Origin of the sequence: Hafnia sp. CBA7124 (assembly GCF_002355555.1) — a bacterium.
Taxonomy (GTDB): Bacteria; Pseudomonadota; Gammaproteobacteria; order Enterobacterales; family Enterobacteriaceae; genus Hafnia; species Hafnia alvei.
Map to the genome: position 1 here is coordinate 805,229 of NZ_AP017469.1, position 21,209 is coordinate 826,437.

At 50.0% G+C, this 21,209-nt stretch carries 18 protein-coding genes; 13 read left to right on the plus strand and 5 right to left on the minus strand.

Features of this window, described 5'->3' with window-relative positions; genetic code table 11:
- Positions 1–333 precede the first annotated feature (333 nt).
- Positions 334–1,332 carry a LacI family DNA-binding transcriptional regulator gene (locus CPY98_RS03775; RefSeq protein ID WP_096386415.1) on the minus strand — a complete coding sequence of 333 codons (999 nt, stop codon included), beginning with the start codon at positions 1,330–1,332 and terminating at the stop codon, positions 334–336.
- A 39-nt stretch (positions 1,333–1,371) separates the two neighbouring features.
- The gene (galR, locus tag CPY98_RS03780) at positions 1,372–2,379 is read right to left on the minus strand and encodes an HTH-type transcriptional regulator GalR (protein WP_096386417.1); all 1,008 of its coding nucleotides are present in this window, start codon (positions 2,377–2,379) and stop codon (positions 1,372–1,374) included.
- Between the two features lie 830 nt (positions 2,380–3,209).
- On the opposite strand from galR, the gene aas reads away from it, so the two are divergent.
- A complete protein-coding gene (gene aas / locus CPY98_RS03790; RefSeq protein ID WP_096386422.1) occupies positions 3,210–5,378 on the plus strand; it encodes a bifunctional acyl-ACP--phospholipid O-acyltransferase/long-chain-fatty-acid--ACP ligase in 2,169 nt (722 codons plus the stop codon).
- A complete protein-coding gene (lplT, locus tag CPY98_RS03795; protein WP_096386425.1) occupies positions 5,375–6,583 on the plus strand; it encodes a lysophospholipid transporter LplT in 1,209 nt (402 codons plus the stop codon). The genes aas and lplT overlap by 4 nt, the downstream gene beginning before the upstream one ends.
- Before the next feature lie 45 nt (positions 6,584–6,628).
- Here the strand turns inward: lplT and CPY98_RS03800 are convergent, their stop codons facing one another.
- Positions 6,629–7,669, minus strand: a complete 1,041-nt coding sequence (locus tag CPY98_RS03800; protein ID WP_025801569.1) for an NADP(H)-dependent aldo-keto reductase — start codon at positions 7,667–7,669, stop codon at positions 6,629–6,631.
- A gap of 328 nt (positions 7,670–7,997) precedes the next feature.
- Between CPY98_RS03800 and phoA the strand changes: the two genes are divergently transcribed.
- Positions 7,998–9,389: an alkaline phosphatase gene (phoA, locus tag CPY98_RS03805; RefSeq protein ID WP_038502664.1), complete on the plus strand. Its 1,392-nt coding sequence runs from the start codon at positions 7,998–8,000 to the stop codon at positions 9,387–9,389.
- A 205-nt stretch (positions 9,390–9,594) separates the two neighbouring features.
- A complete protein-coding gene (locus CPY98_RS03810) occupies positions 9,595–10,428 on the plus strand; it encodes a polysaccharide biosynthesis protein (protein WP_096386427.1) in 834 nt (277 codons plus the stop codon).
- 54 nt (positions 10,429–10,482) lie between these two features.
- Here CPY98_RS03810 and CPY98_RS03815 read toward each other — a convergent pair whose 3' ends face one another.
- Entirely contained in the window at positions 10,483–11,199 is a 717-nt protein-coding gene (locus tag CPY98_RS03815; protein WP_025801566.1) for a TerC family protein, read from the minus strand.
- Positions 11,200–11,299: 100 nt separating this feature from the next.
- Positions 11,300–11,986 (minus strand): DNA mismatch repair endonuclease MutH, encoded by a 687-nt coding sequence (gene mutH / locus CPY98_RS03820; protein ID WP_040045198.1) that lies wholly within the window; start codon positions 11,984–11,986, stop codon positions 11,300–11,302.
- Between the two features lie 711 nt (positions 11,987–12,697).
- Between mutH and rppH the strand changes: the two genes are divergently transcribed.
- From rppH to nlpD, 9 genes are all read left to right on the plus strand, one after another.
- A complete protein-coding gene (rppH, locus tag CPY98_RS03825; RefSeq protein ID WP_025801564.1) occupies positions 12,698–13,234 on the plus strand; it encodes an RNA pyrophosphohydrolase in 537 nt (178 codons plus the stop codon).
- A gap of 12 nt (positions 13,235–13,246) precedes the next feature.
- Positions 13,247–15,493 carry a phosphoenolpyruvate--protein phosphotransferase gene (gene ptsP, locus CPY98_RS03830; protein WP_043491103.1) on the plus strand — a complete coding sequence of 749 codons (2,247 nt, stop codon included), beginning with the start codon at positions 13,247–13,249 and terminating at the stop codon, positions 15,491–15,493.
- 176 nt (positions 15,494–15,669) lie between these two features.
- The gene (ftsB, locus tag CPY98_RS03835) at positions 15,670–16,014 is read left to right on the plus strand and encodes a cell division protein FtsB (RefSeq protein WP_025801562.1); all 345 of its coding nucleotides are present in this window, start codon (positions 15,670–15,672) and stop codon (positions 16,012–16,014) included.
- Between the two features lie 117 nt (positions 16,015–16,131).
- Positions 16,132–16,842 carry a 2-C-methyl-D-erythritol 4-phosphate cytidylyltransferase gene (gene ispD / locus CPY98_RS03840; RefSeq protein ID WP_046449070.1) on the plus strand — a complete coding sequence of 237 codons (711 nt, stop codon included), beginning with the start codon at positions 16,132–16,134 and terminating at the stop codon, positions 16,840–16,842.
- A gap of 86 nt (positions 16,843–16,928) precedes the next feature.
- Complete coding sequence (gene ispF, locus CPY98_RS03845; protein ID WP_025801560.1) at positions 16,929–17,402, plus strand: 2-C-methyl-D-erythritol 2,4-cyclodiphosphate synthase; 474 nt, start codon at positions 16,929–16,931, stop codon at positions 17,400–17,402.
- Positions 17,403–17,405: 3 nt separating this feature from the next.
- Complete coding sequence (gene truD / locus CPY98_RS03850; protein WP_025801559.1) at positions 17,406–18,452, plus strand: tRNA pseudouridine(13) synthase TruD; 1,047 nt, start codon at positions 17,406–17,408, stop codon at positions 18,450–18,452.
- Positions 18,433–19,194 (plus strand): 5'/3'-nucleotidase SurE, encoded by a 762-nt coding sequence (surE, locus tag CPY98_RS03855; protein ID WP_025801558.1) that lies wholly within the window; start codon positions 18,433–18,435, stop codon positions 19,192–19,194. The genes truD and surE overlap by 20 nt, the downstream gene beginning before the upstream one ends.
- Positions 19,188–19,820 (plus strand): protein-L-isoaspartate(D-aspartate) O-methyltransferase, encoded by a 633-nt coding sequence (locus CPY98_RS03860; RefSeq protein WP_025801557.1) that lies wholly within the window; start codon positions 19,188–19,190, stop codon positions 19,818–19,820. Before surE ends, CPY98_RS03860 begins: the two co-directional genes overlap by 7 nt.
- Before the next feature lie 407 nt (positions 19,821–20,227).
- Positions 20,228–21,205, plus strand: a complete 978-nt coding sequence (nlpD, locus tag CPY98_RS03865) for a murein hydrolase activator NlpD (RefSeq protein ID WP_025801556.1) — start codon at positions 20,228–20,230, stop codon at positions 21,203–21,205.
- Positions 21,206–21,209 lie beyond the last annotated feature (4 nt).

Here is a 21,209-nt window from a genome sequence, read left to right on the forward strand (position 1 = left end):
TTGATGTGAAGTGTTCTATTGCGATTTTTGTGTGTCGGAAGTGTGTCGCTGTCGACACTTGGAGGAGGGTTCGACATTAGTGTCGAAGGGCTTACTCTACTATCGATTCGGTATCTTTGGGTAATGACCCCACCCTAACCCTCCCCTTGGCAGGGGAGGGAACTGTTCAGTGGTGTCTGTAAGAATCTCGATCGACCCCTTCCCCTGTGAAGGGGGAGGTTGGGTTGGGATATTTTCCCCTTGGCAGGGGAGGGAACTGTTCAGTGGTGTCTGTAAGAATCTCGATCGACCCCTCCCCCTGCGAAGGGGGAGGTTGGGAGGGGGTAGTACACGTTATTTGCGGTTAATGACCGACTCCCTCACCTTCAACTCTCCCACAAACGGTTCTACCGGCTCAACGATTTCGCCATTGCTCAAGCGCAGCGCTTGCTCAATCGCGGTGGAAATCATTTTATCGATAGGTAAATACACCGTGGAAAGCGATGGCTGTAAATATTCCGCACTAGGTTCGTCATCAAACCCAAACAGAGAAACATCATCAGGAACGCGTTTCCCCGCCTGATGGAGTGCACGCAGAGCACCGATCGCCATATCATCATTGCAGGCGAAAAGGGCGGTAAAGGATGGGTTCTTTTCGAGAAGCTCGCGGCAGGCGTGGTATCCGCCTGCGATGCTGCTATCGCTAAAGGCAACAAAATTATCACGATAGGCGATGTGGTTTTGCTCTAAAGCTTCTCGATAGCCTGCTAAGCGTGACTGCCCCGTTGGGGTATTGATGGGGGCCGTGATACAGGCGATATCGTGATGGCCGCCAGCAATCAGATAGTTAACGACTTCGCTGGCGGCTTGCTGTTGTTCGAAAACCACACAACGCTCGCGAGCCTGAGGAAGGTTGCGGTTAATCACCATCAGCGCGGGGTGCTGACTGATTAACTGCATAAGCGCAGGCTCTTCCATAAAACGCGTATAGAGAATGATGGCATCGCAACGACGATCAATCAGTAGACGAACGGCTTCAAGTTCGCCTTCAGGTGTGTCGTGACCATCGGTAACAATCATGTGTTTACCGCTGGCTTCAATAAGCTGGGCAGCTTGGCGCAGCAGTCGGCCAAAGTAGGGGCCATCAAAGTTAGAGATGACTAAACCAATGGTATTGGAGGTCTGATTCGCCAATGCTTGCGCCAGTAGATTGGGGCGATAGCCCAACTCTTCGACCGCTTTAAATACCGCAATACGGGTGCTCTCTTTAACCTGACCGGTATTATTTAATACTCGGGAAACAGTGGCCTTGGAGACGCCAGCCTGTCGCGATACATCCAGCATGGTAATCATGAATACGTTCTCTGCATTATTCGCAAAACCTTGAGTCTATCATACCGAACGCGGTGTAGAGACCGAGTGACGACATACTAGCGTGGGGCTGAACATATTCGTGGTTTCTGGCAGCGGCGATGATGTTGATAATGCCAGCGCCAGTTCTGCTGCCTGCGTCGCCATGGCGACCACGGGATAACGGATCGTGGTTAAACGTGGACGTAGATAGCGTGATATCAGCACGTCATCAAACCCTATTAACGAAATTTGCCCTGGAACGTCGATGCTGTTGTCGCTTAGCACGGATAGCGCGCCAGCCGCCATAGGATCGTTATAGCAGGTCACTGCAGTCACGGCTTTTCCGTGGCCAAGCAGCTCAGTCATCGCCTGTTCGCCACCGATTTCATCCGGTGAACCGTAGGCGATCAGCCTGTCGTCAACCGGAATATGATGTTCGTGCAATGCGTCTAAATATCCCTGTAGGCGATCGTGCGCATCGGAGATAGGGTGGTTTGAACAGATGCAGGCGATGTTTTTGTGCCCTTGCTGGATCAAGTGACGCGTAGCGAGCCAAGCACCGTAACGGTCATCCAGAGCCACACAGCGCGTTTCGAATCCCGGTAATGTACGGTTGATCAATACCATTCCCGGAATTTGCTTCATGAGATGCGCCAGCTCTTCGTCTGGGATCATCTTGGCGTGAACCACCAGCGCCGCACAGCGATGTCGGATCAATTGCTCAATCGCCTGACGTTCTTTATCGGCGTTGTGGTAACCGTTACCAATCAATAAAAAGTTACCGGTGGCATAGGCGACCTGCTCAACCGCTTTGACCATCGCGCCAAAAAAGGGGTCAGAAACGTCAGATACAATTAAGCCAATCGTTTCAGTCGATTGCTGAGCCAGCGCGCGGGCATTGGCATTGGGATGATATTGCAACTGTTCCATGGCAGATATCACGGCATTGCGTGAGCTGTCGCTGGCTTTAGGTGAATTATTGATAACGCGAGAAACCGTGGCTACGGAAACACCCGCGAGTTTGGCAACATCCTTTATGGTAGCCATGGGATTATCCAAAAATACAGTGTGGGGAAGCGGTTACACGCCAGTGTTGCGGAAAACCCCCGCCGCCGCAAGTCCCGTGCGATATCGGTTTCTAGGGATATGTCTCAGAACGACAGAAATAACACCGCTAGTTACATTTTGCTCACGAATGTTGCGATTCCCAGCTGGTAGCGAATGGAACGACGTTTTAACCTAAATGTCCCAGAGGTATTGATTGGTGCGATTTCAGTACATTTGTGACTGAAGCCAATGTTTACACCGACCTACGCGGATGCGTAGGTTTTTTTTTGTTTCCCCTGCGTATTTGGAGCTGCTGCTGTGTTGGCAGCGTTCGTTCACCCGAATCACTTACTTATGTAAGCTCATCGGGCTTCACTCTCTTGCCGCCTTGCCGCAACTCCAAATTCTTTGGGGAAGTTTGGCGTATTTGGATCTGCTGCTGTGTTGGCAGCGTTCTCCACTTTTCCCTGTATTTCCCTGAGGTGTTTCGGGTTTGAAAGGTATTTTACATATCGTTGCATTTTGAATGGTTATCTTGCGATAAATGCATAGTGATGCAGCCGAATGTCTTCTACATTAGCCGTCCCAGAGGTATTGATTGGTGGGTTTTTCAGTGCATTTGCTACTGAGCCAATAAATTACACCGACCTACGCGGATGCGTAGGTTTTTTTTTGCCTCAATCCTGCCGTAACTTCTTATCGTGCGTTACATACTCTTAAAATATGATTATTTCTTATCTGTTTCCTGAAAAAATATCAGGGCTTTAGTATGCTCAACGAAAATATGCGTGATATTTATTGCGTATAACCTTTGAACATAGGGAGATGTCATGATTTTCCGTTTTTTCCACGCTTTGTTTCGCTTGATATTCCGCATAAAAATTACCGGTCTTGAGCACTCTTTCAAGCATGAAAAATTGCTCATAACGCCCAATCATGTCTCATTTTTAGACGGCGTTTTAATGGCGCTTTATTTGCCCATTAGGCCTGTATTTGCCGTTTATAGCTCGATTGCTGATAGCCGGTACATGCGTTTTATCAGCAAGTATGTGGATATTGTGGCGCTCGATCCTACTAAGCCGATGGCGATTAAACATCTGATCCGTTTGGTTGAGCAGGGACGTCCGGTGGTGATTTTCCCTGAGGGACGTATCACCGTGACCGGCTCGATGATGAAGATTTATGATGGTGCCGCGTTTGTGGCGGCGCGATCAGGTGCGGCGATTATTCCCGTTCGAATTGAAGGCGCAGAGTTTACGCCGTTTGGTCGCCTACGCGGGCTGTTTAAAATCCGCTGGTTCCCTCAGATCAGTATTCATATTTTGCCGCCAACGCATTTGGCCATGCCCGAAGCACCGCGTGCGCGCGACCGTCGTTTGTTAGCCGGTGAGCATCTGCATGATATCATGATGAAGGCGCGGATGGATTCTCAGCCGCAGCATACTTTATATCAGGGGCTGCTGGCGGCAATGACCCGTTACGGCGCTTCCAAACCGATTATCGAAGACATCTCTTTTAAAGAAGATAGCTACCGTACGCTATTAAAAAAATCACTAGGGGTAAGCCGTATTCTCGAGCGATTCACCACGGAAGGTGAGCACGTGGGGATGTTGTTGCCGAACGCAACGATTACCGCCGCCGCGATTATTGGTGCCACCATGCGTAACCGCGTTCCCGCATTGTTGAACTACACCGCGGGCGTTAACGGCGTGAAGAATGCCATGTTGGCTGCTAACATCAAAACCATCGTGACGTCGCGCCAGTTTTTAGAAAAAGGCAAGCTGACGCATTTGCCCGAGCAGGTGACCGAGGCTAACTGGGTCTATCTGGAAGATCTGAAAGATACCGTAACGCGCGATGATAAAATTTGGATTATCAAACATTTGCTGCGGCCTGAACGCGCGATGCTTCCCCAAAAGCCGGATGATGCCGCGCTGATCCTGTTTACCTCAGGCTCTGAAGGTTATCCAAAAGGCGTGGTGCATTCCCACGCTAGCCTGATGGCTAACGTTGAGCAAATTCGTACCGTGGCTGATTTTACGCCTGCGGACCGTTTTATGTCGGCCTTACCGCTGTTCCATGCCTTTGGTTTGACCGTTGGCTTGTTCACGCCGTTGATGACCGGCAGCCGCGTTTTCCTCTATCCAAGTCCTTTGCATTATCGCGTAGTGCCGGAACTGGTCTACGATCGTAACTGTACCGTGCTGTTTGGTACCTCAACCTTCTTGGGGAACTACGCGCGTTTTGCTCATCCTTATGATTTTGCTCGCTTGCGTTACGTGGTGGCTGGCGCTGAGAAACTATCGCCACATACGGCGCAGGTTTGGCAGGACAAATTTGGCATTCGTATTCTGGAAGGCTATGGCGTGACCGAATGTGCGCCAGTGGTGGCGATTAACGTACCAATGTCGACGAAGGTCGGCAGCGTTGGCCGAATTTTGCCATCGATGGAAGCGCGCTTAATGAAGATTACTGGCATAGAGCAAGGCGGGCGTTTACAGCTACGCGGGCCAAATATCATGAAAGGCTATCTGCGAGTCGAGAATCCTGGCGTGCTGGAAGTTCCACAGGCGGAAAATGCTGACGGCGTGATGGAAGCGGGCTGGTATGACACCGGTGATGTGGTCACGTTAGACGATAGAGGCTATTGCGTTATCCGCGGGCGCGTTAAGCGTTTTGCGAAGTTAGCGGGCGAAATGGTATCGCTGGAAAGCGTGGAGCAGCTGGCCTTAAAAGTGTCTCCCGATCATGAACATGCAGCGTCGTCGCGTAGTGACAGCAGTAAAGGCGAAGCGCTGGTGTTGTTTACGACCGATGCTGAATTAAGCCGTGATCGCTTGTTAAAACAGGCGCGTGAAAGCGGTGTACCAGAGCTTGCCGTGCCACGCGATATTCGTTTCCTTAAACCATTGCCGGTGTTAGGGAGCGGGAAAATTGATTTCGTTACCCTACGCCAAATGGCCGAAAACAAAGAGACCGCAACCGGAGAAACAGCATGAGTGATGCAGTAAGTCCGACAGCGCCGCTGTTAAACCGCAGCATGAAGGCGGTGATCCTGGCGCAGTTTTTCTCGGCGTTTGGTGATAATGCGTTGTTGTTTGCCACGCTTGCGGTGATCAAACAGCAGCTCTATCCCGATTGGAGCCAGCCGGTTTTACAGATGGCGTTTGTGGCGACCTATATCATTCTTGCCCCGTTCGTGGGGCAGTTTGCCGACAGTTTCTCCAAAGGCCGAGTCATGATGGTCGCCAATGCGCTGAAACTGCTGGGGGCGCTGGTTATCTGTTTTGGTTTTAATCCGTTCTTGGGATATACCCTCGTGGGCATTGGCGCAGCGGCTTACTCTCCGGCGAAATACGGTATTCTCGGCGAGATCACCAGCGGCGATCAGTTGGTGAAAGCCAACGGATTGATGGAGGCCTCCACGATCGCGGCGATCCTGATTGGATCGGTGGCGGGCGGTATGATGGCGGATCTCAATGTGATCGCGGCATTGGCACTATGCGTATTGGTTTATGGCGCAGCGGTGGCGGCTAATTGGTTCATACCGAAACTAAAAGCGGCGCATCCCGCGCAGTCATGGAATCCTGCCCGTATGGTGTCGATTTTCGGCAATGCGTGTCGGGTGTTATGGAATAATCAGGAAGCACGTTTTTCGCTGATTGGCACCAGCCTATTTTGGGGAGCCGGTGTTACGCTGCGTTTCCTGCTCGTGCTGTGGGTGCCAGTGGTGCTGAATATCACGGATAACACCACACCAACCTTGCTGAACGCGATGGTGGCGGTCGGGATTGTGATTGGCGCAGCGGCTGCGGCGAAACTTGTTACGCTTAGCACGGTGAAACGCTGTCTGCCTGTGGGCGTTTTGATTGGCGTTGTGGTGGCGTGGTTTGCAATGCAAAGCAGCCCATCGGTTTCTTATGCCCTGTTAGTGCTGGTGGGGATTTGCGGCGGCTTCTTTGTGGTGCCGCTAAATGCGTTGCTGCAAGAGCGTGGAAGGCACAGCGTAGGCGCGGGTAATGCTATCGCGGTACAGAATCTAGGTGAAAACACCGCCATGCTGCTGATGCTAGGGTTGTATTCGCTGGTGGTGAAAATCGGTGTCCCTGTGGTGGGGATCGGTGTGGGCTTCGGCGTGGTCTTTGCCTTGGCAATCGCGGGCGTCTGGGGATGGGACGTGGTGCGTAGAAAACGCAAAATTTAAATGGTTTTAAGTGCCCTCCCGGTAAAGGGAGGGCCGTTTTAGCACTTATGGTGCCGGATAAGTAAAGCGGCTATGAATCTCATCAATAGCCTTCAGCACATCTTCGTTGAGCACCAAATTTCTGCTTTCAATATTACTCTTCAACTGTTCCAGCGTGGTTGCGCCCAGCAAAGTGCTGGACACAAATGGCTGCTGACGCACAAACGCCAATGCCATCTGCGCGGGATCTAACCCATGTTTTTTCGCTAGTGCCACATATTCAGCAACGGCACCTTCGGTTTGCTTGCTGGTGTAGCGAGTGAAACGGCTAAACAGGGTGTTACGCGCCGTGGCGGGTTTTGCCCCGTTGAGGTATTTTCCGCTTAAGGTGCCGAAGCCTAAGCAAGAATAGGCCAGCAGCTCAACGCCTTCATATTGGCTGATTTCCGCTAATCCCACTTCAAAGCTGCGATTGAGCAAACTGTAGGGGTTTTGGATGGAAACGATACGCGGCAGATCGTGTTTTTCTGCCAGCTGTAGGTAACGCATGACGCCCCAAGGCGTTTCATTAGAAACCCCGATATAGCGAATTTTACCTGCACGAACTTGCTCAGACAGTGCTTCTAAGGTTTCTAAGATCGTGACTGCGGGCTTCTGTTCGGTATAGCGGTAACCCAGCTGACCGAAACAGTTGGTTGGCCGCTGAGGCCAATGCAGTTGGTAAAGATCGACATAATCGGTATTGAGCCGCTTTAAGCTGGCATCCAGCGCGGCGCGTATATTTTTACGATCGAGAGCTTGTTCAGGACGAATACCGCTGTCGTTGTTGCGCACAGGCCCGGTGATTTTCGTCGCCAGCACAATTTTCTCACGGTTGCCTCGTTTGGCTAGCCAACTGCCAATATAGGACTCGGTCAGACCTTGAGTTTCTGGGCGAGGCGGCACCGGATACATTTCTGCGGTATCAATCAGGTTAATTCCGCTGGCAATCGCCAGATCGAGTTGTGCGTGGGCATCAGCTTCGCTGTTTTGTTCCCCGAACGTCATGGTTCCTAAGCCCAGTTCGCTAACTTCCAGCGAGCTGTGTGGAATGCGGTGATATTGCATAGCTGAGCATCCTTCATGTATGGAACGTGTTCTTAGAGGATGGAACGTCATCCTCATTTTATTTCTGCTACTACTTTAGCAAGATTATATGGGCCTATACCCTTCATACTTGAAGCAACTCCAACTCCAACTCCAATTATTTTGGGTATATATTTACCTCGATATTTCGAGATTACGCCACATTGTCATATTTCTAGAACAACTCCGTCACAAAACCTTCACTAAGCCTTCTTATACTGCCTGCATCTTGAAGCGCGACGCGTATATGCAGAGTATTTATTTACAAGGAGATAGTGAAGTGGCCTCTAATAAAATTTTTTCGTTGTCGATGTTAAGCCTGATGATGTTAATGCCACCGGTGCAGGCCGCTAATCCGGCTGTCGCTGATTTAACGGCGCGAGCAGCCCAAGGGGATATCACCCAGTTTGGTGGTGCACGACGCATGACGCAGGATCAAACGACCGCACTCATTGCTTCTTTAAGTAATAAAACGGCTAAAAATGTCATTTTGCTGATTGGCGACGGTATGGGGGATTCTGAAATTACCTCTGCGCGTAACTATGCCGAAGGCGCTGGCGGCCAATTTAAAGGAATTGATGCCTTGCCGCTGACGGGGCAATACACGCATTACTCTTTGGATAAGAAAAGCCATAAACCAGACTATGTCACAGACTCTGCGGCTTCTGCGACCGCGTGGAGCACCGGAGTGAAAACCTACAATGGGGCTCTGGGCGTAGACGTGAACGGTAAGTCTCATCGCACCCTATTAGAGATGGCGAAAGCAGCGGGAAAAGCCACGGGCAACGTCTCAACGGCAGAGTTGCAGGATGCCACGCCTGCGGCACAGGCATCTCATGTAACCTCACGGAAATGCTATGGCCCAAGCAAAACGCTAGAACTGTGCCCAGGGAATGCGTTGGAAAATGGCGGTGAAGGCTCTATTACCGAGCAGCTTTTAAAGACCCGCGCCGACGTGACGCTGGGCGGTGGGGCCAAAACTTTCTCTGAAACGGCAAATTCAGGCGATTGGAAAGGCAAAACGCTGATGCAGCAGGCCGAAGGGCTTGGCTACCAGGTGGTCACGAATCTGGATGAGTTAAACAAACTGAGCATTGCTGACCAGCAAAAGCCGGTTCTGGGGCTCTTTTCTGAAGGCAACATGCCGGTACGCTGGCAGGGGCCAAAAGCGACCTATCACGGGAATCTGGATGGCGCGCCGGTAACCTGTAGCGTTAATCCTGAACGCAGCGCTTCTACGCCGACGCTGGCGCAGATGACAGAAAAAGCGATTTCGTTGTTAGATAAAAATCCAAAAGGTTTCTTCTTGCAGGTAGAAGGGGCGTCGATCGATAAACAAGATCATGCTGCTAATCCCTGTGGGCAATTCGGTGAGACCGTTGACTTAGATGAAGCGGTACAAAAAGCATTAGAATTTGCGCGCAAAGAGGGCAATACCTTGGTGATTGTGACCGCAGACCATGCCCATTCCAGCCAGATTATTGCACCCGATAGTAAAGCGCCGGGGCTGACTCAGGCGTTAACGACCAAAGATGGTGCGGTGATGGCGATTAGCTACGGCAATTCTGAAGGTGACTCACAGGAACATACGGGAACTCAGCTTCGTGTCGCAGCCTATGGGCCACATGCGGGTAACGTGGTTGGCTTGACCGATCAAACCGATCTGTTCTTTACCATGCGTAATGCGATGGGAATTAAGTAGCTGTTTATACTTATTATATAAGGAATAGCATTGGTCATTGGGTGGGGTTCCGCCCATATTTAACGGTGGGGAGGTGGGTGCTTCTTGGCACGCCTCCTAAAAAATAGATGGCGTTTAGATAAAGTAACTCTGCGGTAATACCTTATTGCATGTTATGTTTTGGCTATAAGTATTTTCATAGGCAGTATGTATTGCGCGTTATCTTATGAAAGAAAATAGTCCAGCAGATAAACAATCCCTTATTGAAAATGAAGTTGGAGAGCATCTCCGTTTTTATCGACTTTGCGGGATAATGGCTGCAGCAAGTGTCGTATTTATTACCTTACTAACGGTATTGGTGTATCCGGAAAGCATGCATGAAAATGCCTACCGCGTCGCTTGTCTGGTGTATGGCCCTGCAACACTTCTTTTACTCCTCGGCATGTTTAAATATCCAACGGTCTGCAGTTGGATATTATTCGCTGCTTTTCACGCCATGCTGCTGTATTTATTTATTGATGGCACGACGTTTAATCTCGTTATATCGACATTGTTTTCGTTATTCTTTTTATTCGGTGTTGTTGCGAATACCCAATTCTATCGTGGTATCGAACGACCGCTGTGGCTGGCGCAGCGTAGATGCAAACCAGTTGGGTTACTGTGTTTTATTGCATTACTGGCGGCTTTACTGAGCAGCGGGTATGCGTTTCGTTGGATTGAAAAGAAAAAAGAAGATCCGCTGCAGTGGATTGAATATCGCCGTGAAATGCTGAAACGCTATGTGGATACGACTCCGCAAGCTGATACTTCAGACAGCATGTTTAAGCTGCGTCGGGTCAGGTTGGAAGGGAAAACGCTGGTGTTTGTTTTCCGTGTTATTCCGCCATCGGATGAGCCGATTGAAAGCACTTTAGCCAAACATGCCAAAGATGATTTTATTGCACACTGCAAAGAGAAAGGAATTCGCCATTACAATATGAAAATCATGTACGTATATCACGTTGAGCAGCTCGAACATATCTTTGTGATGGATAAGAAAGACTGTGCTCAGATAGGTTAATAAAAAAGGAGAACGAGAGTTCTCCTTTTTTATTTGTGTATGAATAATCTGATGTTAATCGGTGCTTTTTTCTTTTTTGCTACGCAGCAAATTCAGCGCTTCAACCGTCATCGAGAAGAACATCGCAAAGTAAATGTAGCCTTTTGGTACATGTATGCCGAAGCTTTCCAGAATCAGGGTAAAGCCAACCAGTATTAGGAAGGATAGTGCCAGCATTTTTACCGATGGGTGGCGGGCGACAAATTCGCCGATTGGCCGAGCGGCAAACATCATCACGCCTACTGCAATCACCACCGCAGCCATCATAATAAAGAGATGATCTGAAAGGCCGACGGCGGTAATTACCGAATCCAAGCTGAAGATAATATCCAGCAGCATGATTTGCACGATGGCACCTAAAAACGAATGGACGTTGGTGGTAATGTCTTCGCCACCGCCCTCAATGGTTTCGTGGATCTCTTTTATCGCTTTATAAATCAGGAACAAACCACCCAACAGCAAAATGAGATCGCGCGTGGAAACGGCATGGCCGAATGCGCTAAAGAGTGGGTGCGTTAAGCGAACAACCCACGCAATGGAAGCTAACAAGCATAAACGCATCCCCATGGCCGCCAGCAGGCCGATGCGGCGGGCTTTGTTTTGCTGTGCTTTAGGAAGTTTGGCGACAACCAGAGATAAGAAAATAATGTTATCAATGCCAAGGACGATTTCTAGAATAGTCAGCGTGCCGAGCGCTAACCAGGCATTGGGATCCACAATCCATTCAAACATGACTCAGTACTACCTAAATAAACGATAAACGAAGATTATACGCTTTCTTGACCGTTCAGGGATCCTATGAACGTACTGAAATGCTTAAGCGAGTTTGGCGTTATAGCAGAAAGTGGCGTGCGAGCAGGGCTGCGGTGAAGTTTTTCTTGAGGTAAAAACCTCGAGGGAGCGTGAGTATGGGTTCCCCATGTTCACCAGTGGCTTCGGTCAACGCACGGCTGTTGGCCGCTTTAGGTCTGATTTGTAGCACTTCACCGTGGCGGGCGGTAATGCGCTCCACTTTACCCAACACAATCATATCCATCAGTTCTTCCCAATCGCGCTTAAGCTGTTCGTTTTCCTCTTCGTTGGGTGTCCACAACAGCGGGCTGCCTACCCGTCGCTGTTCCAGTGGAATTTGCCGTTCGCCTTCAACGGGGACCCACAGAACGCGCTGCAGTTTGTGACGAACATGGCTTGATTCCCACGTTACGCCGCTGTTTCCCGTTAAGGGCGCTACGCAAACGAAGGTGGTTTCTAATGGTTTTCCGCGGCTGTCGATGGGGATGGTTTTGAGCTCAACGCCTATCTCGGGAAAGTCTTGCTCAGGCTTACTACCCGCGCTGGCACCGAGATATAACTCTAACAGCATGCCAACCCAACCCTTATCTCGCTTCAAATCGCGTGGAATAGCGATATTCGCTCTAGCCGCGAGTTCACCCAATGTATAACCGGCCAGTGACTGGGCGCGATTTAACAGTTGTTGCACATTTTCAGGCGTGGTGGTGGGGAGTTGAGGTGTCGTCATCGTTGAAATTTCACTAATTTTAATAGAACTCACGATTTGGTTAAAAAATGAACTGCACGCTGTGAGTAAAATTTGATGCCGAGTTATTTGCACCGAGCAGGGAATAATACCATGATTCATAAAAGAAATTATCGAAATTTTCTTTTATGCCGCAATTTCAAAAATTTGTTGTGCAAGACTAGACACCGACAATGAACAGGATCTTACACCTATTTATCCACAGATTTTTGGGATAACCCATTTATTTACCGATCACTGGTTTGATTTACAGGCTTGACGTAGGGGGTTTTTTGGGAAATTGCCGTCTCAGTGTGCAAGTTTGGCGAATAAGCTGTGGATAAAATCGCCATTGGACGATCTTTGAACAAGCTAAGATCCAAACCGTGCATAGGTCACATTTTTGCTTATTGGTGATATGATTGTTTCTACCTATTTAACTGATATATAAGATTAATGTCAGGATATGTAAAACGAGTTGTTTTGAGCTATCCAAAGGTTTACACCCTTTCCCCTGAAGTTCTACACAAATATATCCACAGAAAAAGTGAATAAAAACGGTGTTGGGGAGCAAACAATGTTTATAACTATGGATGAATCTGTGAGTTATCCCAATGTTATCCGTTTTTTACCCGATTTAATGCGGTGGTTTACCACCACAGGGGAGTGTGAAACAATCAGCCTATCTTGCGAATTTGCTATTGAGGTAGTCCAGTGATCGATGATGATGGCTACCGCCCGAACGTGGGTATCGTAATCTGTAATCGGCAGGGGCAAGTACTTTGGGCCCGTCGCTTTGGTCAGAACTCTTGGCAGTTTCCTCAAGGGGGAATTAATCCTGGAGAAACCGCCGAACAGGCGATGTACCGCGAACTGTTTGAGGAAGTGGGGCTGGGGCGAAAGGACGTTAAAATTCTTGCATCAACCCGTAACTGGTTACGCTATAAATTACCTAAACGTTTGGTGCGTTGGGATACAAAGCCGGTTTGTATCGGCCAGAAGCAGCGTTGGTTCTTATTGCAACTGATGTGCAATGAGTCAGAAATCAACATGCAGAGAAGTAGTACGCCTGAATTTGATGGCTGGCGCTGGGTCAGTTTTTGGTATCCAGTGCGTCAGGTTGTCTCATTTAAACGCGATGTATATCGTCGGGTGATGAAAGAATTTTCGCCCGTGGTCATGCCATTACAGGAAGTGTTGCCGCCAACGACGCGCCCATCATCTCCTGCTTATCGCCGTAAAAGAGGTTAAGTGGCTTTAATCATGCTCACGCGTTTGCGGGAAATCGTTGAGAAGGTGGCTGCGGCCACCAGTCTGACTGATGCATTGGAAGTGCTGGTTGATGAGACGTGTCAGGCAATGGATACGGAAGTTTGTTCGATCTATTTGGCTGATAACGATCGTCAATGTTATTACCTGATGGCGACGCGTGGTTTGAAAAAGCCACGCGGACGTGTGGTGACGCTCGCTTTTGACGAAGGCATCGTTGGGTTAGTGGGGCGTTTAGCCGAGCCAATTAACTTGGCTGACGCACCGAGCCATCCCAGCTTCAAATATGTTCCTAAGGTAAAAGAGGAGCGCTACCGCGCTTTTCTCGGCGTGCCGATGATTTATCGCCGTCAGCTGCTCGGCGTTCTGGCCGTACAGCAGCGTGAATCCCGCCAATTTAATGAAACCGAAGAGTCGTTTTTGGTAACATTGGCGACTCAGTTAGCCGGGATCCTTTCTCAGACTCAGCTCAACGGTTTGTTTGGCAAGCTGCGACAGAGCAGGATCCGTGCGATCGCAGCCTCTCCCGGAATTGCCGTGGGTGAAGGCTGGATGGATGTCAGCCAACCTTCGCTTGAACATGTCTATCAAGCTTCAACCCTAGACAGCGTTAGTGAACGCGAGCGTTTGACGCAGGCCTTGGAAGAGGCGGCGGCAGAATTTCGTCGCTTCAGCAAACGTTTTACGGCTAACTCGCAGAAAGATAGCGCGGCCATCTTCGATCTCTATTCGCATCTGATCAATGACGCGCGGCTTAAACGCGAGCTCATGAATGAGATCGACGCAGGATCCGTCGCTGAATGGGCAGTCAAACAGGTGATTGAGCGTTTCGCCGAACAGTTTGCCAGCTTGCAAGATCCTTATATGCGCGAGCGCGCCAGTGATTTGCGTGCGCTTGGGCAACGTTTGCTTTTCCATCTCGATGATAACGCGACCGGCATTAACCAATGGCCAGAGCGTTTTATTCTGGTTGCCGATGAACTCACCGCGACGCTTTTAGCTGAGGTTCCGCAGGAGCGGATGCTTGGCGTGGTGGTACGTGACGGCGCGGCAAACTCACATGCCGCCATTCTGGTACGCGCCATGGGCGTGCCGACGGTGATGGGGGCTGATATACAGCCTGCGTTATTGCATGAGCGTCAGCTGATTGTTGATGGCTATCGCGGTGAGGTGTTGGTGGCACCGGATCCTGTGTTGGTGCATGAATATCAGCGCTTGGTGAGTGAAGAGATCGCGCTCAGCAAAATGGCGGAAGACGACGCCGAAAAACCCGCGCAGCTCAAAAGCGGTGAACGCGTGCAGGTTATGCTCAACGCCGGTTTGAGCGCGGAGCATGAGCAACGCCAAGATAGCCGTGTTGATGGGGTTGGCTTATACCGCACTGAAATACCGTTCATGTTGCAAAGCGGTTTCCCATCGGAAGAAGAGCAGGTTGCGCAATATCAAGGGATGCTGCAAATCAATCCCAATAAGCCCGTAACGCTACGCACGCTGGATATTGGTGCGGATAAACAGCTGCCCTATATGCCGATCAGCGAAGAGAATCCAAGCCTTGGATGGCGCGGGATTAGGATCACGCTCGATCAGCCAGAGATCTTCTTGGTTCAGGTCCGTGCGATGCTGCGTGCTAACGCGGCCAGCGGCAATTTAAATATTTTGCTGCCGATGGTCACCAGTCTGAGCGAAGTGGATGAGGCAAAACGCCTGATTGAGCGAGCAGGTCGCGAAGTGGAAGAGATGATTGGCTATGCGCTGCCGAAGCCGCGTATTGGCGTCATGCTTGAAGTTCCCTCACTGATTTTCTTGCTGCCGTTTTTGGCCGAGCGCGTAGATTTCATCTCTGTGGGCACCAACGATTTAACCCAATATTTGCTGGCGGTTGACCGTAATAATACGCGGGTAGCATCGCTCTATGACAGCCTGCATCCGGCTATGTTGCGCGTACTCAACCAAGTGGTTAATGAGTGTGATCGTCTGAATTTACCGATTAGCGTATGTGGTGAAATGGCGGGTGATCCTATGGGCGCGCTGTTATTGATCGGTATGGGCTATCGAAACCTCAGCATGAATGGTCACAGCGTTCCTCGCATAAAATATCTGCTGCGAACGATTGAGCTGGAAGATGCGCGCTTTTTAGTTCAGCGAGTTCTGGAAAATCAAATGTCGACTGAAGTTCGTCATCTCACCGCTGCTTTTATGGAAAGGCGTGGGCTGGGTGGCTTAATTCGCGGTGGCTTGTAATTATTTTGTTTTATTTTCCAACTATTGCTTATGAATAATCCTAAACTATTCACGGTGATGAGTTCTTCTTATACGGATCTGATAAAGAGAAATCTGTATAACGCAGTAATTTTCCCTTGAGTGTGGAGTCTCACTAAAAGTTGTGGGATGATTGTGCGGTTTTTCAGGGGGCGTGAATGGGTAAACTAACGCTATTATTATTGATACTGTTGGGCTGGCTGCAATATTCATTGTGGATCGGCAAGAATGGTATCCATGATTATGTGCGCGTAAAAGAAGATGTTGCGAGTCAGCAGGCTAATAATGGCAAGCTGAAATCTCGTAACGATCAACTCTTTGCAGAAATCGACGATCTAAATGGCGGGCAAGAAGCCATTGAGGAACGCGCACGCAACGAACTTGGTATGATAAAGCCTGGCGAAACGTTTTATCGTCTGGTTCCAGAACAGGCAAAGCATAATGGTGGAGCAACTCAGTCTTCTCCAACGCCTTCGTTCTCATCGTCTACGGCACGAAACTAGCCTCGAACATCGTTTTTCGTTCACTCATCATGTCCGTTAGTTTAGTTATGTCATTGGACCTAACGTCATATCCATGATCTTCATTACAATAATCTTGATAAGAACAAACTGATAAGTATGAGTGATCCTGACGTGTCTACACTCCTCCCCATTGTTGCCGTTGTACCGGCGGCAGGCGTTGGCAGCCGAATGCGTTCGGCCTTCCCTAAGCAGTATTTGACCATTGCGGGAAAAACGATCCTTGAGCATTCGATCGCGGCGTTACTATGTCATGCCGAGGTTGAGCGGGTGATTGTTTCTATCAGCCCCGACGATGGCTATTTTAACGATCTGCCGTTAGCCAACGATCCCCGCATTCAGGTTGTCTTTGGCGGCGCCCAACGCGCAGATTCGGTTTTTGCCGGTTTGAAAGCGGCGACGGATGCCGCATGGGTATTGGTACATGACGCTGCTCGCCCATGTTTACACCAAGAAGATCTCAGCCAGCTGTTGGCATTGCGCCATACCTCTAAAGTCGGCGGTATTCTTGCCGCGCCGGTGCGTGACACCATGAAGCGCGCAGAAGCGGGCGCTGGTTGCGCGATTGCGCACACGGTCGATCGTGAGGCGCTGTGGCATGCGCTGACCCCTCAGTTTTTCCCCCGCGAATTGCTCATGATGTGTCTGGAACGTGCGCTCAATGAAGGCGCTAACGTGACAGATGAGGCATCGGCGTTGGAATATTGTGGTTATCATCCACTGTTGGTGTCTGGCCGTTCTGATAATATCAAAGTCACAAGGCCAGAGGATTTTGCTTTGGCTGAGTTTTATTTATCCCAGCGTACTTAATTGTTTGGTACGTGGGTTTTTTGCACTTGCGATAACTCTACGATGTTTTATTTCATTACCACACTGCCTCCAAAGGAGAATGCTTGATGAGAATTGGCCACGGTTTTGATGTTCATAAATTTGGTGGCGAAGGCCCTCTGATCATTGGCGGCGTGCGTATCCCTTACGAATTTGGTTTGCTGGCGCATTCAGACGGTGACGTTGCCTTGCATGCGGCTACTGACGCGCTGCTTGGCGCCGCTGCGCTGGGCGACATTGGTAAACTTTTCCCCGATACCGATCCTGCGTTTAAAGGTGCGGATAGCCGTGAGCTTCTGCGTGAGGCGTATCGCCGTATTCGCGCGAAAGGATACCGTTTGGGTAATCTTGATATTACGATTATTGCTCAGGCTCCAAAGATGGCGCCGCATATCCCGCAGATGCGTGTGAATTTGGCGGAAGATTTAGAGTGCCATATGGATGACGTCAACGTTAAAGCGACGACCACAGAGAAATTGGGTTTTACCGGCCGCGGTGAAGGCATTGCCTGTGAAGCTGTTGCACTGTTGATTAAGGAGTAACGCGTGGATTTTGATGCACTTCATTATTTGCACGGGCGCCCACGTGGAACGGGGGTTTTAAAAGCGTTCCCAGAAGACTTCTTTGTTTCGGAAGATTTGGGGTTTGAGCCCGACGGCGAAGGTGAGCATCTGCTGGTGCGCATTCGTAAGGAAGGTTGTAACACGCAGTTTGTTGCGGACAATTTGGCTCGCTTTGCCAAAATTCCACAGCGTTCAGTGAGTTATGCTGGCCTAAAAGACCGTCATGCTGTTACCGAGCAGTGGTTCTGCCTACATCTGCCGGGTAAAGAATCACCGGATTTGAGTCAGTTCATCTTGGAAGGCTGCCAAGTGGTGCGCAGTGCGCGCCATTTACGTAAGTTGCGCATTGGAACGTTGAAAGGCAATACGTTCCGCTTGGTGCTGCGCCATATTACCGATCGCGATGATGTCGAGCAGCGTTTGCAGGCCATTGCATCGGAAGGTGCTCCAAACTATTTTGGCGCGCAGCGCTTTGGCCGCGGTGGTAACAATCTGGTTCAGGCCGCAAAATGGTCGCGTAATGAAATTCAGGTTAGAGAGCGACCTAAACGTAGCTTTTATCTGTCTGCAGCCCGTAGTGCGATGTTTAACCAGATCGCTAATAAGCGTTTGGAACAGGGCTCTCAGCGTCAGGTGATGCTGGGCGATGCCATGCAGTTAACAGGTCGTGGTAGTTGGTTTGTGGCGAATGCCGAAGAGCTAGATAGTCTACAGCAGCGAACAGACAGCGGTGAGCTACAGATTACGGCAGCGTTGCCGGGCGATAACGATTTGGGTACGCGTGATTTAGCCGCAGAGTTTGAGCAACAGGCGATTGCCGAATATGGCGATTTACTGGCGCTGGTTAAGCGTGAGCGCGTGGAATCTGCGCGTCGAGCTATGCTGGTCAAACCGCAGGAGATGAGCTGGTCTTGGTGGGACGATGCTACGGTAGAAGTTGAGTTTGCGCTTCCAGCAGGCAGCTTTGCTACCAGCATCGTGCGTGAGTTATTTAATCAGGAAAACCCTAATGCGGATCTTGCTGAGTAACGATGACGGCGTGATGGCTCCGGGCCTGCAAACGTTGGCGGCAGCGCTGCGTGAGTTTGCTCAGGTGCAGGTCGTTGCCCCCAATCGTAATCGCAGCGCTTCTTCAAATTCATTAACGCTCGAGTCGCCGCTTCGTATTGATACTTTGGCGAACGGTGATATTAGCGTGATCGACGGTACGCCGACCGACTGCGTTTATCTGGGCGTGAATGCTTTAATGCGGCCTCATCCAGAAATTGTCGTATCGGGTATCAATGCGGGGCCTAATCTGGGTGACGATGTGATTTACTCGGGAACCGTGGCTGCAGCAATGGAAGGGAGACACTTAGGTTTTCCTGCGCTGGCGGTTTCACTTGATGGTTTCCAGCATTATGATACGGCGGCTCAGGTGACATGTCGCCTGCTAAAGGCATTGGCCGCGCACCCTTTACGCACGGGGCGCATTCTCAATGTGAACGTACCTGATTTGCCTTTGTCACAGATTAAAGGCATTAAAGTGACGCGCTGTGGTAGCCGGCATCCGGCTGATAAGGTGATTCATCAGCATGATCCACGTGGCCGCGATCTGTACTGGATTGGGCCTCCGGGCGCGAAACACGATGCAGGGCCTGATACTGATTTTGCCGCCGTCGAGCAAGGTTACGTATCTATTACGCCGTTGCAGGTGGACTTAACGGCGTATCACGCGCAGGATTTGCTTTCTTCGTGGCTTGAACAGACTAAGGTCGGTGAGGAATGGTAGATAGACGTGTGCTGACCTTATTGCAGCAGTTGATGCAGCAAGGGATCGGTGATGAGCGGGTGCTGAAAGCCATGGCTGAAGTTCCGCGTGAAAAATTCATTGATGAGGCCATGTCTCACAAGGCCTACGACAATACGGCCTTACCGATAGGCTTAGGCCAAACTATCTCTCAACCCTATATGGTTGCGCGTATGACGGAGTTGCTCCGCGTTGGGCCAGAGTCTAAGGTGCTAGAAATTGGCACCGGTTCTGGCTACCAAACCGCGGTACTGGCACATCTCGTACATCACGTATTCTCGGTTGAACGGATTAAAAGCCTTCAGTGGCAGGCTAAAAGACGCCTTAAGCAGCTGGATTTACACAATGTGTCCACCCGCCACGGTGACGGTTGGCAAGGATGGGCATCGCGCGGGCCATTTGACGCAATTATTGTTACCGCTGCGCCGCCGGAAATCCCTGAGGCATTGCTAACACAGTTAGCCGATGGTGGACGCTTGGTCCTGCCAGTAGGTGAATTTGATAAAACTCAGCAGCTACGCTGTGTTCAGCGGCGTGGAAATGATTTCTCCGTTGAGTCGATTGAACCCGTGAGATTTGTGCCACTCGTTCAGGGTGAGTTAGCCTGATTTTTTCAGCCATGCCCCCTATTTTTTATCGTCGGGCATCGGCTATGTTTTGTGCATCAAGGCGAGTAATCGAGAACATATCTGCTATGTTAAATCTACATAACGATTTTTCTTATTGATTCGCATTTGACCCGCACTCTGTTTTTAGTGTCCAATTCATTACTTATTGCCGTATATGATTGGAAACTAAATGCAGCAGGTGAGGCTTTTGATCGTGACCTTGCCTGATTTTTTGTCTTGTTTTGTATTTCTTCGCTAACCCAATGGTTGGGCTAGCGGGTTCAGAGCGCGTAAAGTTCTGGTTACTTGAGGCTGTGGCTATCGGTAATTCAGACGGATAAGAGACTGAATATGTTGGATATCGCTGATTTTGCTGTCATGGGGGAAGCATGAGCATGGGAAGCCCGATGATGAAGTGGCGCCAGGTAGCGGCGTGTACTTTGATTACGTTATGGTTAGCTGGTTGTTCGTCAGATAATAGTTCTGCGCCGATAAGTTCGGTAAATGGCGGCGGCAATGGCCGTATGCTGTCAAATGGTGGAAATACCAGCATGGCCCAGTCCGGTGACGGCGGACGCATTGTATACAATCGTAGCTATCAGAATATTCCGAAGGGAAGCTATAACGGCGGCACTTATACCGTAAAACGCGGCGATACACTTTTTTATATCGCTTGGATCTCAGGAAATGACTTCCGCGATCTTGCAGAGAAAAACAACATTCCTGCGCCGTACAGCCTCAATGTTGGCCAAACAATCAAATTAGACGCCAACAGCAACAGCGGTGGAATGCTTGCTGCTAATGATGGAACCAGCGGAGTCCCTACGCAACCATCAAGTGGTCAAATTAAGAGCACAGGTGTTGATTCTCAATCAACCACAGCGTATTCTGATAATTCGGGTAAACAGAATGTTGGCAAAATGTTGCCTGCATCTACGGCTACAGCGGCGACAACGACTGCTGCAGCAACAGTTCCGAGCTCGTCAGCCAGTAGCGTAAGCAGCAGTGCTCCAGTTGGAACCTGGCGCTGGCCTACTGACGGTAAAATTATCGATAACTTCTCTTCTGCCGAAGGTGGAAATAAAGGCGTCGATATTGCGGGTTCACGCGGCCAGTCGGTGGTCGCCACGGCTGATGGTCGTGTGGTATACGCCGGCAACGCGCTGCGTGGTTACGGAAATCTGATCATCATTAAACATAATGATGACTACCTGAGCGCCTATGCCCATAACGACACGATGCTGGTCCGGGAACAACAAGAGGTTAAGGCGGGTCAAAAAATTGCAACCATGGGGAGCACCGGAACCAGCTCAGTAAGATTGCACTTTGAAATTCGTTACAAGGGGAAATCCGTAAACCCGCTGCGCTACTTGCCGCAGCGATAGTCGG

Bases quoted from the DNA above. Each gene is read 5' to 3' on its own strand.
- CPY98_RS03775 (WP_096386415.1), bottom strand. From the start codon at position 1,332: ATGATTACCATGCTGGATGTATCGCGACAGGCTGGCGTCTCCAAGGCC.
- galR (WP_096386417.1), bottom strand. From the start codon at position 2,379: ATGGCTACCATAAAGGATGTTGCCAAACTCGCGGGTGTTTCCGTAGCC.
- aas (WP_096386422.1), top strand. From the start codon at position 3,210: ATGATTTTCCGTTTTTTCCACGCTTTGTTTCGCTTGATATTCCGCATA.
- lplT (WP_096386425.1), top strand. From the start codon at position 5,375: ATGAGTGATGCAGTAAGTCCGACAGCGCCGCTGTTAAACCGCAGCATG.
- CPY98_RS03800 (WP_025801569.1), bottom strand. From the start codon at position 7,669: ATGCAATATCACCGCATTCCACACAGCTCGCTGGAAGTTAGCGAACTG.
- phoA (WP_038502664.1), top strand. From the start codon at position 7,998: ATGTTAAGCCTGATGATGTTAATGCCACCGGTGCAGGCCGCTAATCCG.
- CPY98_RS03810 (WP_096386427.1), top strand. From the start codon at position 9,595: ATGAAAGAAAATAGTCCAGCAGATAAACAATCCCTTATTGAAAATGAA.
- CPY98_RS03815 (WP_025801566.1), bottom strand. From the start codon at position 11,199: ATGTTTGAATGGATTGTGGATCCCAATGCCTGGTTAGCGCTCGGCACG.
- mutH (WP_040045198.1), bottom strand. From the start codon at position 11,986: ATGACGACACCTCAACTCCCCACCACCACGCCTGAAAATGTGCAACAA.
- ptsP (WP_043491103.1), top strand. From the start codon at position 13,247: ATGCTCACGCGTTTGCGGGAAATCGTTGAGAAGGTGGCTGCGGCCACC.
- ftsB (WP_025801562.1), top strand. From the start codon at position 15,670: ATGGGTAAACTAACGCTATTATTATTGATACTGTTGGGCTGGCTGCAA.
- ispD (WP_046449070.1), top strand. From the start codon at position 16,132: ATGAGTGATCCTGACGTGTCTACACTCCTCCCCATTGTTGCCGTTGTA.
- ispF (WP_025801560.1), top strand. From the start codon at position 16,929: ATGAGAATTGGCCACGGTTTTGATGTTCATAAATTTGGTGGCGAAGGC.
- surE (WP_025801558.1), top strand. From the start codon at position 18,433: ATGCGGATCTTGCTGAGTAACGATGACGGCGTGATGGCTCCGGGCCTG.
- CPY98_RS03860 (WP_025801557.1), top strand. From the start codon at position 19,188: ATGGTAGATAGACGTGTGCTGACCTTATTGCAGCAGTTGATGCAGCAA.
- nlpD (WP_025801556.1), top strand. From the start codon at position 20,228: ATGATGAAGTGGCGCCAGGTAGCGGCGTGTACTTTGATTACGTTATGG.